The 13,384-nt window shown below is 64.7% G+C and carries 14 protein-coding genes and 1 pseudogene; 4 read left to right on the top strand and 11 right to left on the bottom strand.

Annotated elements, in window-relative coordinates; all coding sequences use genetic code 11:
• Window positions 1–45 precede the first annotated feature (45 nt).
• The 6 genes from FJ957_RS23955 to FJ957_RS23930 all read right to left on the bottom strand — a co-directional run bounded on the left by FJ957_RS23955 (window position 46) and on the right by FJ957_RS23930 (window position 4,161).
• A complete protein-coding gene (locus tag FJ957_RS23955) occupies window positions 46–537 on the bottom strand; it encodes a F0F1 ATP synthase subunit B (protein ID WP_140835291.1) in 492 nt (163 codons plus the stop codon).
• 11 nt (window positions 538–548) lie between these two features.
• Window positions 549–1,130 carry a F0F1 ATP synthase subunit B gene (locus FJ957_RS23950; RefSeq protein WP_140835290.1) on the bottom strand — a complete coding sequence of 194 codons (582 nt, stop codon included), beginning with the start codon at window positions 1,128–1,130 and terminating at the stop codon, window positions 549–551.
• A gap of 61 nt (window positions 1,131–1,191) precedes the next feature.
• Window positions 1,192–1,416: a F0F1 ATP synthase subunit C gene (locus tag FJ957_RS23945; protein WP_027164582.1), complete on the bottom strand. Its 225-nt coding sequence runs from the start codon at window positions 1,414–1,416 to the stop codon at window positions 1,192–1,194.
• A gap of 75 nt (window positions 1,417–1,491) precedes the next feature.
• A complete protein-coding gene (locus tag FJ957_RS23940; protein ID WP_140835289.1) occupies window positions 1,492–2,253 on the bottom strand; it encodes a F0F1 ATP synthase subunit A in 762 nt (253 codons plus the stop codon).
• 66 nt (window positions 2,254–2,319) lie between these two features.
• Entirely contained in the window at window positions 2,320–2,712 is a 393-nt protein-coding gene (locus FJ957_RS23935; RefSeq protein ID WP_140835288.1) for an AtpZ/AtpI family protein, read from the bottom strand.
• Window positions 2,713–2,979: 267 nt separating this feature from the next.
• Window positions 2,980–4,161, bottom strand: a complete 1,182-nt coding sequence (locus FJ957_RS23930; protein WP_140835287.1) for a cell wall hydrolase — start codon at window positions 4,159–4,161, stop codon at window positions 2,980–2,982.
• An 89-nt stretch (window positions 4,162–4,250) separates the two neighbouring features.
• On the opposite strand from FJ957_RS23930, the gene FJ957_RS32535 reads away from it, so the two are divergent.
• A complete protein-coding gene (locus FJ957_RS32535; RefSeq protein WP_348642569.1) occupies window positions 4,251–4,511 on the top strand; it encodes a hypothetical protein in 261 nt (86 codons plus the stop codon).
• 277 nt (window positions 4,512–4,788) lie between these two features.
• On the opposite strand, the gene der is transcribed toward FJ957_RS32535, so the two are convergent.
• Together der and FJ957_RS23915 are read right to left on the bottom strand one after the other, a co-directional pair.
• Window positions 4,789–6,219 (bottom strand): ribosome biogenesis GTPase Der, encoded by a 1,431-nt coding sequence (der, locus tag FJ957_RS23920; protein WP_140835286.1) that lies wholly within the window; start codon window positions 6,217–6,219, stop codon window positions 4,789–4,791.
• A 6-nt stretch (window positions 6,220–6,225) separates the two neighbouring features.
• Window positions 6,226–6,891, bottom strand: coding sequence for a tetratricopeptide repeat protein (locus FJ957_RS23915; protein WP_140835285.1), 666 nt, complete (start codon window positions 6,889–6,891; stop codon window positions 6,226–6,228).
• Between the two features lie 202 nt (window positions 6,892–7,093).
• On the opposite strand from FJ957_RS23915, the gene FJ957_RS23910 reads away from it, so the two are divergent.
• A complete protein-coding gene (locus FJ957_RS23910; protein ID WP_140835284.1) occupies window positions 7,094–8,104 on the top strand; it encodes a polysaccharide deacetylase family protein in 1,011 nt (336 codons plus the stop codon).
• 48 nt (window positions 8,105–8,152) lie between these two features.
• On the opposite strand, the gene sbmA is transcribed toward FJ957_RS23910, so the two are convergent.
• The 3 genes from sbmA to FJ957_RS23895 all read right to left on the bottom strand — a co-directional run bounded on the left by sbmA (window position 8,153) and on the right by FJ957_RS23895 (window position 10,976).
• Window positions 8,153–9,412, bottom strand: a complete 1,260-nt coding sequence (sbmA, locus tag FJ957_RS23905; RefSeq protein ID WP_140835283.1) for a peptide antibiotic transporter SbmA — start codon at window positions 9,410–9,412, stop codon at window positions 8,153–8,155.
• 123 nt (window positions 9,413–9,535) lie between these two features.
• Entirely contained in the window at window positions 9,536–10,693 is a 1,158-nt protein-coding gene (locus FJ957_RS23900; RefSeq protein ID WP_246685950.1) for a YbfB/YjiJ family MFS transporter, read from the bottom strand.
• Between the two features lie 82 nt (window positions 10,694–10,775).
• A complete protein-coding gene (locus FJ957_RS23895; protein WP_140835282.1) occupies window positions 10,776–10,976 on the bottom strand; it encodes a hypothetical protein in 201 nt (66 codons plus the stop codon).
• 97 nt (window positions 10,977–11,073) lie between these two features.
• On the opposite strand from FJ957_RS23895, the pseudogene FJ957_RS23890 reads away from it, so the two are divergent.
• Both FJ957_RS23890 and FJ957_RS23885 read left to right on the top strand, forming a co-directional pair.
• A pseudogene (locus FJ957_RS23890) lies at window positions 11,074–11,880 on the top strand (LysR substrate-binding domain-containing protein); the annotation flags it as partial.
• A gap of 232 nt (window positions 11,881–12,112) precedes the next feature.
• Complete coding sequence (locus FJ957_RS23885; protein ID WP_140835281.1) at window positions 12,113–13,369, top strand: aminopeptidase; 1,257 nt, start codon at window positions 12,113–12,115, stop codon at window positions 13,367–13,369.
• The last annotated feature ends 15 nt before the right edge of the window (window positions 13,370–13,384 follow it).

The following is a 13,384-nucleotide window of genomic DNA, read 5'->3' as shown; positions in this document are numbered from 1 at the left end:
CCGGGTTGACCAGGCGGCCTTTGACTTCGAAACTTCGATACAAGCTCAGTTCAGCTTGGCCTTGACGTCATCCAGCGCCGACTTGAACAGGTCCGCGCCTGCCTTGATGTCGACCTTGGCGGCGAGCATCGCGCGGGCGGCCTCGACGGCGATGTCGACGGCGCTGGCGCGCACTTCGCTGACGGCCTCGCGCTCGGCCTGGCTGATCTTCTGCTCGGCAAGCGCGGTACGCCGGGCGACATAGTCCTCGGTCTTCTTGGCCGCTTCGGAAGCAAGCAGTTCAGCCTCGCGCTTGGCGGCGGCGACGATGTCGGCAGCCTCCTTCTCGGCTTCCTTGCGCTTCTGCTGATACTGACCGAGCAGTTGCTGGGCCTCTTCACGAAGCTTGCGCGCTTCCTCGAGCTCAGCGCCGATCTTGGCAGCGCGGGCGTCGAGCGACTTGGTCAGCATGCCCGGCACCTTCAGATAGATGACGGCGCCGAGGAAGATGATCAGGGCGATGGTGGCCCAGAGCGTGGCAAGTGATGTGGCGTCCATGATCCCGCTCCTCACCGACTCGCGGATTTGACCGCGGCCGCGATCTCGGACTTGTCGGCCTTGCCGCCGACAAGCGCCTCGACGATGGCCGACGTGGTGTCCTCGGCGATCGTGCCGACTTCCTTCATCGCCTTGGCCTTGATCGAGGCGATGCTCGCCTCGGCCTCGCCAAGTTTCTTCTCGAGCTCGGCCTCGAGCTTCTTGCGTGTGCCCTCGGCTTGCGCCTTAGCGGCATCGTTTGCCTGCTGGCCGATCTTGTTGGCGTTGACCTTGGCTTCCGCCAGTTCCTGCTCATAGGCGGCAACGGCGGCGTCCGCCTCGCCCTTCAGCCTTGCGGCATGGTCGAGATCCTGGGTGATGCGGTCGCTACGGACATCGATAATGCCGCCAAGGCGCGGCATCACCACCCGCTTCAGGAACAGGTAGAAGAGCCCGAAGGTGATGACCAGCCACAGAATCTGCGACGGGAAGGTCTTGGCGTCGAATGGCGGGAACGCTTCATGCTCCGCGGCCGGCACGGCAGTGCCCGCATGCGTATCGCCCTCGGCCGCGGCCGGCGCTGTTTCTTGCGCGTAGGCAGATGTCACGAACATCTCATTCCCCTGTCCATGGAACGGGGCCGCACCATGCGGCCCCTTTCGTCAGCTCTGGCTCTTACTTGAAGACCAGGAGCAGAGCGATCAGGAGCGAGAAGATGCCCAGAGCTTCGGTCACGGCGAAGCCGAAGATCAGGCGGCCGAACTGGCCGTCGGCTGCCGAGGGGTTGCGGAGCGCGCCCGAGAGATAGCTGCCGAAGATGTTGCCGAGGCCGATGCCCGCGCCGCCCATGCCGATGCAGGCGATACCAGCGCCGATAGCAGCTGCTGCAGTTGCGTCCATTTCAAAACTCCTGTGGTTTGCTTGTTCGTTGCAGTTGATACGTTGGGTATGCTGGCGCCGGGGCGCCGGTAAAAATCAGTGGCTCGGGTGCAGGGCGTCGTTCAGATACATGCAGGTCAGCACCGCAAAGACGTAGGCCTGCAGGAAAGCGACAAGCAGTTCGAGAGCGGTCAGCGCGACGGCCATGGCTAAAGGCAGGACCGAACCGGCGATGCCGACGGCGCCAAACGCGCTCAGGCTGACGACGAAGCCCGAGAACACTTTCAGCGTGATGTGGCCGGCCAGCATGTTGGCGAAAAGACGAACCGAGAGGCTGACAGGGCGAGAGACGAAGGAAATGACTTCGATCGCCACCACCAGTGGCAGAAGAAGGCCCGGCACGCCCTGCGGAACGAACAGCTGGAGGAAACCGAAACCGTGCTTGGCGAAGCCGTAGACGACGACCGTGCCGATGACCAGGATCGCCAGCGTGAAGGTGACGATGATGTGGCTGGTGACGGTAAAGAAATAGGGGAACAGGCCGATTAGATTGGCGACCAGCACGAACATGAACAGCGAGAACACCAGCGGGAAGAACTGCATGCCCTGCTTGCCGGCGGCGTCGCGCAGCATGTTGCCGACGAATTCGTAGGCCATTTCGGACATCGACTGCAGCCGGCCCGGAATGAGCGCGCGGCTGGCCGTGCTCATGTAGAGAAAGGCCGACGCCAGCACGATCGTCACGACCATGAACAGGGAAGAGTTGGTGAAAGAGACGTCGTAGCCGCCGATATGCAGCGGGATGATCGGATGGATCTGGAACTGGTGGATCGGATCGACCTTGTCAGCAGCAGCCACTTTTAATCCCCGTCAAAGCCACAACCGGCTTTTTAAGTTCACTTCAGCGCCCTGCGGCGCCCCACTTCATTCTTTCGGCTCGCGCGGCTTGCCGCCCTGGCCGAATTCGGATGCCAGTCCCGCCGAGCGCAGGACATTGAGTATACCAGCGCCAAAGCCCAGCAACAGGCCGACGATCAGACCCCAGGGCGCTGTTCCCGCCAGACGGTCGATGATCCAGCCCAAGCCGACACCGACCACCACTCCGGCGATGAACTCGCTGGACAGCTTCAGCGCCTGACCGTAACCGGTCGCAGCTCTCGCTTCGTCTTTCCCCTCGAACCGGTCCGTGCGTCTCGTCGCAAGCGATGCTTCAAGATCGCGCCGGCGGCGCTCAAGTTCGTCGTCGCGGATGGTGGCTTCTGGCTGCCTGCCGCGGCCGGTTTCTCCGGTTCCGTCTGGCCCGGTTTTGTCGGCCATCGCAACCCCCCTGCCCGGGCAGACGATTGCCGTCCGTCCGCTTCTAAAGTCGCCGGCAACATAGTTAGAGGGTCCGCCCCCGTCAAGCCACGGACCGAACTTCCAAGCGATGTATTTTTGGCAGTTAAATCAACGGTTTATCGAGGTGCGACATCGTGCCCTTCACGGCCGCGTGAGGACTCGGTGCGAATCCGCGCAACAAGGCGCGTCCGCCGAGGCATTGCCGGGCGTCGAAGGAAGGATGGCCGGGGCGGTGATTCAAGCGGCTCAGCTCCAGCCGCCGCCATAGGTGCGGTAGAAGATATGCAGGCCGATCCTGGTCATCTTGTGCATGGCTCGCGCCCAGCCCGGATGGACGTAATTGGCGTAGTAATGCGTCGATGAGCCGACCTCGGGAATGAAGATCTTGCCGGCGGTCACCGCCATGGCGACCTCCTGGGCGGTCTTGTAGGAAGCCTGGTCGGTGATGGTCTTCTTCCTGCCGTCGCAGGCAAAGGAGAACTGGCAGCGGTTGAACCAGTCGTCGTTCTGATAGACGACGCCGCAGATCGTCTTGGGGTAGGCGGGGTTGCGGACGCGGTTGAGGATCACCTGCGCGACCGCCGCCTGGCCTCGCACGGGCTCGCTGCGCGCTTCGAAATAGATGCCCTTGGCGAGGCACGCCTGTTCCGGCTGGGAGAAGACGCTTGCCGGCAGCGGGTTCTGGATCCACGAATGGTCGCCCTTGCCCATCGGCGGGATGAAGCGGCCATCGTTCGGATCGTCCTGCAACAGCGCCTCGAAGGGCGAAGCCTTGGCATAGTCGGGCGCGGACTGGGCATAGGCAGTGGCGAGGATATCCGGCTTGTCGTTATTGACGAGGGCGACAAGTGCCGCCGGCAGCGCCGGATCCGGCTTCTTGTCCTCACGAAGATGGAAGGCCTGGGCGATCTGGACTTCCTTGCCCGCGATGCCCGGCTTGGCGAAGGTGAGCTTCAGCCCGCTGTCCATGCTGGGGCGAAGCAGCGAAGAGGTGCGCTCGAAGATCGAGCCGGCGCTGAAGTTCTTGGGCGGCGCGACCGGTGCCACCTTGACCAGACGGCCCTTCTTGTCGGCGCGTATGACGCGGTCTTCGTCGGGCGAGGCGCCGGCGACATTGCCCTTGCCGCGAAAGGCCACCGTGCCGACGCCCGGCAGGTCGACGCCGGAACCGGAAAGCGAGCCGGTGGTGAGGGAATCGACAAACGGCATTTCGGCGGCATGCACCGAGCCGGCGGCGGATTTCTCGATATAGGCGTTCCAGCGGGTGTTGGACGATTCCAGGCCGGAGATCAGGCTTGCCATATCCTGATAGGCGACGGCCGACGGAAAGCCGATCCAAATGCCGAGCCCGAGCACCAAAGGAGGAAGAAAGGAACGTTTTTTCGCAACGGCGGCGGCGGCAAGCCGCAATGAAACGCGTCGATGCACGGAACTCTCCAGAACGCTACTGACCCCGGAGAGTCAAAATGAAGCATTAACCTTGATGCGGGGTTAACGACATCGATCGTGTTCTTTTCATGTTTGAGGAAAGCCGGCTTGCCGTTTCCGCGGCAACCCGGCTGCCCTACAGCCGGCATGTCGCCGACGTGCAGGCGCGCTGGATCGGTCCGGCAAAGCCGATCGGGACCGGTCCGCGCAAGGGCGAGCCGCTGCCGCTGGTGGTGTTCGAGGCGCCGTGCCTCTCGCGCACCGTGGCGACCGAAACGCTCGACTGCGCCGGCATGCCCTGGCGCATGGCCTTCTCGAGCCCCAGCCTTGGCGGCGGGGGCTTGACCTGACGATCCGCACCGAAATCGGCCTGCCGATGATGGCGCTGCATCTCCACCAGAAGGACGCCGATCCCGACCCGCTGGCGGCGCGGCTAGCGGAGATATTGCTGCAGGGCGATGGAGACGTTGCCTGAGGGGGCGCGAACCCGCGATGGGTTGCGAGAGGTCGCTTAAGGTCTTGGCCGACGCCTTTCGACTTCGTCATTCTAGGGCGGAGCAAGGAGCGAAGCGCCGCGCGTAGACCCGAGGATGACGAGGGATCAGCGTCGGCGCTTTTTCCCAGAAGTCACCGCTTCTTCGCTCTGCCCGCAAACGGATTGTCCGAGGTGCGCAGCGCCATGCGGATCGGCACGCCCGGCATGTCGAAGGCCTCGCGCAGGCTGTTGGTCAGATAGCGGACGTAGGATTGCGGCATCGCGTCCGGGCGCGAACAGGAGACGACGAAGCCCGGCGGGCGGGTCTTGGCCTGGGTGACATATTTGATCTTCAGGCGGCGGCCGGCGACGGCGGGCGGCGGATGATGGGCGAGGATGCCTTCCAGCCAGCGGTTGAGCTTTCCGGTCGAGACGCGGCTGTTCCACACCTTATGCGTCTTGATGACGCTTTCCATCAGCCGGTCGAGGCCCCGCCCGGTTTCGGCCGATACCGTCACCGCCTGGATGCCGCGCGCCTGCGGCAAGAGCCGCTCGGTCTTCTCGCGCAGTTCGGCCAGCAATTCCTGCGGATTGTCGATCAGGTCCCATTTGTTGAAGGCGATCACTGGCGCCCTGCCCTCGCGGATGATCAGGTCCGCGATCTGCAGGTCCTGCTTCTCGAAGGGTATCGTGGCGTCGAGGACGATGATGACGATCTCGGCAAAACGGATGGCGCGCAGGCCGTCCTGCACCGAGAGCACTTCCAGCTTTTCATGGATCCTGGACTTGCGGCGCATGCCGGCGGTGTCGAACAGCTTTATGCGGCGGCCGCGCCAGTCCCAGTCGACCGAGATCGAATCGCGCGTGATGCCGGCCTCCGGGCCGGTCAGCAGCCGCTCCTCGCCGATCAGCGCATTGATCAGCGTCGACTTGCCGGCGTTCGGGCGGCCGACGACGGCGATGCGCAGCGGCTTGGTGTCGTCATAGGATGCCTCAGCGTCCGGGTCGGCGATATCCTCGCCGATCAGCACTTCGCTCGCGGCGATCTCGTCGCTGCCGTCTTCCTCGTCCTCGCCGAAGGCGCGCTCCTCGCCAAGCGCCGCAATCACCGCGTCGCGCAGGTCGGGCATGCCCTGGCCGTGCTCGGCCGAAACCGGGATCGGTTCGCCGAGGCCGAGTTCCCAGGCCTCCAGCATGCCCCCTTGAGCGCCGCGCGCCTCGGCCTTGTTGGCGACGAGCACGACCGGCTTGCCGGATTTGCGCACGACGTCGGCGAAGGTGCGGTCGTCGGGCAGCAGGCCGGACTTGGCATCGATGGTGAAGAAGATGAGGTCGGCTTCGCGGATGGCGATCTCGGTCTGCTGGCGCATGCGGCCGGGCAGCGTCGATGCGGCGGCATCCTCGAAGCCGGCGGTATCGATGACGTCGAAGTGAAGGTCGTAGAGCTTGGCGGCGTGGACGCGGCGGTCGCGCGTGACGCCCGGCGTGTCGTCGACAAGCGCCAGCTTCTTTCCGACCAGCCGATTGAAAAGAGTCGATTTGCCGACGTTAGGCCGGCCGATGATGGCGACTTTGAAGCCCATCCAGGATCACGACGCGTTGCCCGACCCGCGGATCAGCTCGGACATCAGCTGCGCCCGCTGGCGCACATTGCGCGGGGCGGCTTCATCCGAAGAGATCTGGTCGAACAGTTTGAGTGCGTCCGCCGACTTGCCGTCCTTCCAGGCGGCAAGGCCGAGCGCCTCGCGCGCCGAATGGCGCAGCGGATTGGTGTCGGCGGTCAGCGCCTCGATGCGGCTGGAGACGTCGGCGTAGGAACCATGGTCGACGAGCAGCAGCGCCGCCCTCAGCCGCGCGATGTCGCGGATGCCGACCGGAATGGCGTTGTCGGCGGCGACCTCGTCGAAATCCTTGACCGCGCCGTCGACGTCGCCCTTGTCGGCCTTGACGGTCGCGGCGCGCATGCGGGCGAGCAGCGGATAGGCGCCGTAGCCGTCCTTCTCCAACTGGTCGAGCGCAGCGATCGCCTCGTCATTCTTGCCATCATTGGCGAGCTTGAGGGCCTGCGAAAAGGCGTCGCCCGAGCGGTTGGCGCGGGTTTCGTCCCAGTAACGGTAACCAACGACCGCGGCGGTCCCCAGCACGATCAGGATGGCGATGCCGAGAATGGCCGGGCCAAAACGGTCCCATAGTTTCTGCGCCTGCTCGCGACGAATCTCTTCGTTGACCTCGCGGATAAAACTGTCGTCCGACATCAATCAAAACCATTGCTGCCCCGGAAGGGGGCGCCTCTTGAGCCCGCGTTTTAGCGAAATTTTGTCGGCATGGAAGGGGGCGGGCCGGAAAATCGGCGCGGAGCCCTCCGGTGCCCGCGGCGCCTGCCCGAACGCACCCGCGCCACATTTGCGCGATAGCCGGCTTCCGATCATCCGGAGACGTTCCCGCCAGAGGTTGCCAATGCTTCGTTTGTACCGCGTCCTTGCATTCAGTCTCGCCTCGCTCGCCTGGGGCAATGCAGCCTTCGCCGATCCGCCGAAATCGCCGGCCGCTTCGCCTGCCGGACCCAAGCAGGTCGTGCTGATCTCGTTTGACGCCGCGCGCGATATCTCGCAGTGGCAACGCAGCCGGGCGCTGGCAAAGCGCACGGGCGCGCATTTCACCTATTTCCTGTCCTGCGTGTTCCTGCTCTCGCCGGAGACGCGCCAGGACTATGCCGGCCCCGGCAAGGCACCCGGCAAATCCAATGTCGGCTTCGGCGCGTCGAAACAGGACGTGGCCGACCGGCTGGAGCAGGTCCGGCTGGCCGCGGCCGAGGGCCACGACATCGGCAGCCATGCCTGCGGCCATTTCGACGGCAAGGCGTGGAGCAAGGCGGACTGGCTGACCGAATTCGCCTCCGTCCGGCGCATCTTCGAGAACGCCTATGCGATCAACGGCATCCAGGAGCCGGCCGACTGGCACGATTTCGCGCATCATGCGCTGGTCGGGTTCCGCGCGCCCTATCTCTCGACCGGCAAGGCGCTTTACGAAGCCCTGCCCGTGGCTGGCTTCCAGTATGACGCCAGCGGTGTCTCGAAAGGCCCGACCCTCCCGCCGACCCTGAATGGGACAACCCGCTTTGCCCTGCCGCTCATCCCGGAGGGACCGAAGGCGAAGCCGGTGGTCGCCATGGATTACAATCTTTATGTCCGCCACTCGGACGGCACCGAGAAGCCGGCCATGGCGGACGCATTCACCGAGCGCGCCTACCAGGCGTTCCATGCCGCTTTCGAGGCTCAGTACAACGGCAAGCGCCTGCCGCTGGAACTCGGCTTCCACTTCACGCTGATGAACGACGGCGCCTACTGGAACGCGCTGGAACGCTTCGCCGGGGAGGTCTGCGTCAAGGCGGATGTGGAATGCATCAGCTTTCGCGACTATGTGGCACGCCAGCATGCCGGCGAGGCGCAGACGACCGTCGGCGGCTGAGCCGCCCGCCGGATCGCTTGCCTTTAGGCTCTCCCGGGCCGCTCCAGATCAGGCCGGGTCCTCAGCGCCCTGCCGAGCCAGATAGCGCCGGTCGATATCGGGCAACGGCTCGCCTTGGAGCGTCGCCTCGAAGGCGCGCAGGCGCTTATGGACCGACTGCAGTTCGACGATGGTCGACCAGGAATTCAGCAGGAACTGGAGCGAATTCGTCACCTTGCCGAAGGCATTCGAAATCTGGTTGAGCGCGCCGAAGGTGATCTTATGGGCGACCAGCGATGGGCCGAGGATCAGCAGCGAGAAGATGTTGTCCGCCTGCAGGTACGTATACCGGACGACGTTGAAATAGATGTAGTGGAAATAGAGCCTGAAGTAGTTGCGGCGCACATTGGTGAACAGCTCCGCCGTCGTCGCTGGCTGTGCCCGATCGGGATGATCCTCACCGTAGACAAGTTCCTTGCGGTAAGCCGCCTCGACGCGCTGATTGCGGAACTGGAGGCCCGGCAGCTTGATGCCTGCGAGCATTACCGAGGCCGTGCCGAACAGGCACCAGCCCAGAGCCGCAACGACCAGAGGCTGCGGCACCGCGCCGATGATCGGCAGCTCGGTGATGTGCGCCTGAAGCTGGATCATCACCGGCAGGAAGGCGATCAAGGTCATGATCGACTGGACGAAGCTGGAGCCCAGGTCCTCCATGATCTGCGAGAAACGCATCGTGTCCTCCTGGATACGCTGCGAAGCGCCCTCGATATGGCGCAGCCGGCTCCAGTTGGCGACGAAGTAATTGTTCATCGCGGTTCGCCAGCGGAATATCCAATGGCTGACGATGAAAGCGTTGATCACCTGCACGTTCATGCCGACCAGCGCCAGCCAGGAGAAGTCGGCCAATCCCTTGTAGAATTCCGTGTCGGTCGAGGCTGTCGTTCCCGACATCAGGCCCTGAACGTAGTCGAAGAAAGGACCATACCAGTTGTTGACCGCGACGGAGACCTGCACGTTGAAATAGATGAAGAACAGGATGACGGCGGTCATCAGGATCGACCAGTTCTGCCACGGATGCGGCGCATACCAGCTCCAGAACGCATAGAAGATCACCACGCAGGCCGCGAAGTAGATGTAGAACCACAGGAAGGGCTTCGACCACAGCACCGCGATACCGATGATGGGCGGCGCGCCGGCCGCAGCGGGAGGGAAGCCCAAGACGGCTCCCAGTTGCTCGCCGCCGAAAAACCAGAACAGAATCGCCGCAAGGCTCCAGACGGCGGCCGAGGTGAAGAAGAGCTTCGGCTGCGGGAAAAAAGATACGAACACTGTGGCGGGTTTCCTCGGTCTGACCGCAAATCAGCGGCGTTGCTGTTCGGCGGGCATAAGGTCACACATTAGGGGGAAAGAAAATGCCCGTGCCCGATGCCCGGCATCGAACAAGGCCGCAAATCATGGCGATTTTGGCGCAGCCGACCAGGCAATGACGCCGGAGAGCAGCAAGGCCGCCGCCGCCATGATCGAGGCAAGCACGTAATTGCCCGAGGCCTGGGCGAGCAGGCCGGCGGCGATCGGGCCGACGATCTGGCCAAGGCCGAAGGCTGCCGTCATCACCGCGAAGATGCGGCGCGGCGCCCGCGGCGCGAGCTGCCTGCCCATCTGTATGCCCAGCGCCGTGAGGGCGATGAAGGTGCCGCCGAGCAGGACGCCGGCAATCAGCGGCCCGGCGGCGCCCTTGACGACGACGCTGGCGGTGACGCCGACCACCTCGACCAGGCAGCTCGCGGCATAAGCGGCATAGAGCCCGATCCGGCCGGCGAGCTTCTGCCACGCCCAAGTCGAGGGAAAGCCGGCAAGGCCGGCGACCATCCAGACGGTGGCCTCGAAGACGCGCCCGCCGCCGCCCTGGCGCACGATGGCGACCAGGAAGGTGGCCGTCACCACATAGCCGAAGCCGAACAGCCCGTAGGCGACGATCATCTTCACCAGGGACCCGTCCTTCGGCAGCCCCGGCTCGCGCCCGTCAGTGACATTGGCTGGCGTGGTCGAGCCGGCGAGCAACATGACGACGAGCAGGCCGACCGCCGAAAGCGCTCCGGACCAGAGCCAGCCGGCCGCCCAGCCCGCATGTTCGGAGACGAGGATCGCCAGCAGCGCCGAGGACGCGGCTATGCCGAGGCCGACGCCGCCGAAATGCAGCGCCTGCAAATCGCCGCGGCCGGCCTCAGCCAGATGGCTGAAGACGATCGAGGCCATGAACACCATGACGAAGGCGCTGGCGAGGCCGGCGAGGAAGCGGATGACGAGGAAGGCCGCCATAGTCTCATTGAGCCCCATGAGGGCCGCGAGCACGGCGCTGGCGGCGAGGCCGGCGAACATCAGCATGCGCTCGCGGTCATGCGCCCAGCCGCCGGCCGCGGCGAGCGCGCCGATGAGGTAGCCGAGATAATTGGCGGAAGCAATCCAGCCGGCATCGGCCGGCGTCAGGTGCAGTCCTTCCATCATGCCGGGCAGGATCGGCGTGTAGACGAAGCGGCCGATGCCTTGGGCGACGGCGAGCGCAACCATGCCGGCAAGGGCAGGACGCAGTGGAGATGGCGAGGCGTTCATTGCGGCGCACAATAAGAATGCGCGTCCGCGAAACAATGTGCTTGCGTTGGGCCAGCGCTGCCTGCAACCGGACCGAACGGCGTCAGAGACAGGTCGTTCCCGCGGTCTCGTATGCGGTGCGGCGGGCGGTCAGCCGGAACGGCATGTCGCCGAGCTCGCGCTCCGACATGGTGTCGAGCACCGGATGGGACAGCGGATCGGTGATCCAGCGAGCGATTTCACTGTCGTCAGGCGGCCTAGCCTCGGCGCCGGAAAGCCCTTTCAACAAGGATAAAATCTTCATGGGGCCGCCTCATGCTTCAAAGCTGCTCCAGGTAAATTCTGGCGTTTCTCGTCGGGGTTCAATTGAGATTTCGGTTCGTTCACTTTAGAAAAACTGAATGGCTATGCTCAATCGCGTCCATCTCAACGGCCTGCGCGCCGTGGAAACCGTCGCCCGGCTGGGCTCGCTGGCGGCAGCGGCCACGGAGCTGAACGTCTCGGTCAGCGCCGTGAGCCAACAGATCAAACGCACCGAGAAGCAGTTGGGGCAGGCGCTGTTCGAACGGACACCGGGCGGGCTCGTGCCGACCGAATTCAGCGCCGCCTTCACGGTGCGGCTCAGCGCCGGGTTCCGCGAGCTTGCGCAAGCGGTGGCGCTGGCCGACGAGGCCAACGAGTGCACGCTGGTCGTCTCGGTGGCGCCGGCCTTCGCCTCGAAATGGCTGCTGCCCCGGCTGTCGCGGCATTTCTCCCGACACCCGAATGTGCTGTTGCGCATCGACGCCTCGGCCAGGGTGGCCGATCTCGACCGCTCCGACATCGATATCGCCATCCGGCTTGGCGACGGCAAATGGCCGGGCGACCGCGCCGAGCTTCTGCTTGCCCAGGAAGTGTTTCCGGTCTGCGCGCCCTGGATCGCGGCCAGGCTGAAATCGATCCGCGATCTGGCGCAGACCTGCGCCATCACCGACGAGCGGGCGATGTTCAGCTGGGACGGCTGGTTCGAGGCGGCCGGCGTCGAGCCGGTCACCTTCCAGAAGGGAGCGCGTTTCACCGATCCGATGCTGTGCCTGGAATCGGCGATCGCCGGCCATGGCGTGATGCTTGCCTGGCAGTTGCTCACAGCCGACGCGCTGGCCGACGGTCGGCTGGTCGCGCCCTTCGGCGTGCGGGCCGAGAGCGGGCTGGGCTACTGGCTGGTGACCTCGGCCACCAAGAGCGAAAGCCGCAAGGTGCGCGACTTCAAGGCCTGGATCCGCGAGGAGATCGAGGCGACCATGGCAGTTCCGGGCACTCGACAGCGCCGCATAACCGCTGCGCACTTTCGACAACGCGATCCGTCATGCTTGAGACCAGGCCCAGTCGATCGCGGTGGAAAGGTCAATCGCAGCGGTCTATGTAAGGATGAGAACCCCAACACAGCGGCAGGCAGGACTCATGACCACACATTCGCGCGGCGTTTCAGCAAGCATCGACCCGGTGAAGCTCGACAGGCTGGCGGAAGTCGCCATCAAGGTCGGGTTGCAGTTGCAGCCCGGTCAGGACCTGGTGCTGACCTCGTCGATCGCGGCGCTGCCGCTGGCCCGCCGCATCGTCGAGCACGCCTACAAGGCGGGCGCCGGGCTGGTGACGCCGATCTTCAACGACGACGAGATCACGCTGGCGCGTTTCCGCTATGGGGCGGATGCCGGTTTCGACCGCGCCGCCGGCTGGCTCTACGAAGGCATGGCGAAGGCCTTTTCGAACAACGCGGCTCGGCTCGCCGTGCGCGGCGAGGATCCGTCGCTGCTTTCTTCGCAGGATCCGGCCAAGGTGGCGCGCGCCAACAAGGCGAACTCGATGGCCTACCAGCCGGCGCTGGAAAAAATCACCGGCTTCGACATCAACTGGAACATCGTCGCCTATCCCGACCTTGCCTGGGCTCGCCAAGTATTTCCGGGCGAGGCGGACGACGTCGCGGTCGTCAAGCTCGCCGACGCTATCTTCTCGGCCTCGCGGGTCGACGTCGAGGACCCGATCGGCAACTGGAAGGCGCACAACGCCGCCTTGGCCGAGCGCACGAAGTGGCTGAACGGGCATAATTTCCACGCGCTGCATTTCACCGGTCCAGGCACCGACCTGACCGTCGGGCTGGCGGACGGCCATGAATGGATGGGCGGCGCCTCGACGGCGAAGAACGGCATCACCTGCAACCCGAACATCCCAACCGAGGAGGTCTTCACCACGCCGCATGCAAGGCGAGTCGATGGCCACGTCTCCTCGACCAAGCCGCTCTCCTACCAGGGCACGCTGATCGACGAGATCTCGGTGCGCTTCGAAGGCGGGCGGATCGTCGAGGCCAAGGCCTCGAAGGGCGAGGACGTGCTGAAGAAAGTGCTCGACACCGACGAGGGCGCGCGGCGTCTCGGCGAGGTGGCGCTGGTGCCGCATTCCTCGCCGATCTCGAAAAGCGGGCTGTTGTTCTTCAACACGTTGTTCGACGAGAACGCCGCCTGCCATATCGCGCTCGGGCAGTGCTATTCGAAGTGCTTCGTCGAGGGCGCTTCGCTCAGCCAGGAGGAGATTGCGGCGCGCGGCGGCAACAAGAGTTTCATCCACATCGATTGGATGATCGGCTCGGACAAGATCGATATCGACGGCGTCGCCAAGGACGGCGGCCGCGTGCCGGTGATGCGCAAGGGCGAGTGGGCGTAACAGCTCTCCCGCCAA

Source organism: Mesorhizobium sp. B2-4-6, from assembly GCF_006442775.1.
GTDB lineage: Bacteria > Pseudomonadota > Alphaproteobacteria > Rhizobiales > Rhizobiaceae > Mesorhizobium.
Note: the sequence above shows the minus strand (reverse complement) of the source record. Positions and strands in the feature narration are given on the sequence as shown.

Excerpts from the sequence above, each read along its gene's own strand:
- FJ957_RS23955 (WP_140835291.1), bottom strand. The coding sequence starts at position 537 with ATGGACGCCACATCACTTGCCACGCTCTGGGCCACCATCGCCCTGATC.
- FJ957_RS23950 (WP_140835290.1), bottom strand. The coding sequence starts at position 1,130 with ATGTTCGTGACATCTGCCTACGCGCAAGAAACAGCGCCGGCCGCGGCC.
- FJ957_RS23945 (WP_027164582.1), bottom strand. The coding sequence starts at position 1,416 with ATGGACGCAACTGCAGCAGCTGCTATCGGCGCTGGTATCGCCTGCATC.
- FJ957_RS23935 (WP_140835288.1), bottom strand. The coding sequence starts at position 2,712 with ATGGCCGACAAAACCGGGCCAGACGGAACCGGAGAAACCGGCCGCGGC.
- FJ957_RS32535 (WP_348642569.1), top strand. The coding sequence starts at position 4,251 with ATGTTTGAGGAAAGCCGGCTTGCCGTTTCCGCGGCAACCCGGCTGCCC.
- der (WP_140835286.1), bottom strand. The coding sequence starts at position 6,219 with ATGGGCTTCAAAGTCGCCATCATCGGCCGGCCTAACGTCGGCAAATCG.
- FJ957_RS23915 (WP_140835285.1), bottom strand. The coding sequence starts at position 6,891 with ATGTCGGACGACAGTTTTATCCGCGAGGTCAACGAAGAGATTCGTCGC.
- FJ957_RS23910 (WP_140835284.1), top strand. The coding sequence starts at position 7,094 with ATGCTTCGTTTGTACCGCGTCCTTGCATTCAGTCTCGCCTCGCTCGCC.
- FJ957_RS23900 (WP_246685950.1), bottom strand. The coding sequence starts at position 10,693 with ATGAACGCCTCGCCATCTCCACTGCGTCCTGCCCTTGCCGGCATGGTT.
- FJ957_RS23895 (WP_140835282.1), bottom strand. The coding sequence starts at position 10,976 with ATGAAGATTTTATCCTTGTTGAAAGGGCTTTCCGGCGCCGAGGCTAGG.
- FJ957_RS23885 (WP_140835281.1), top strand. The coding sequence starts at position 12,113 with ATGACCACACATTCGCGCGGCGTTTCAGCAAGCATCGACCCGGTGAAG.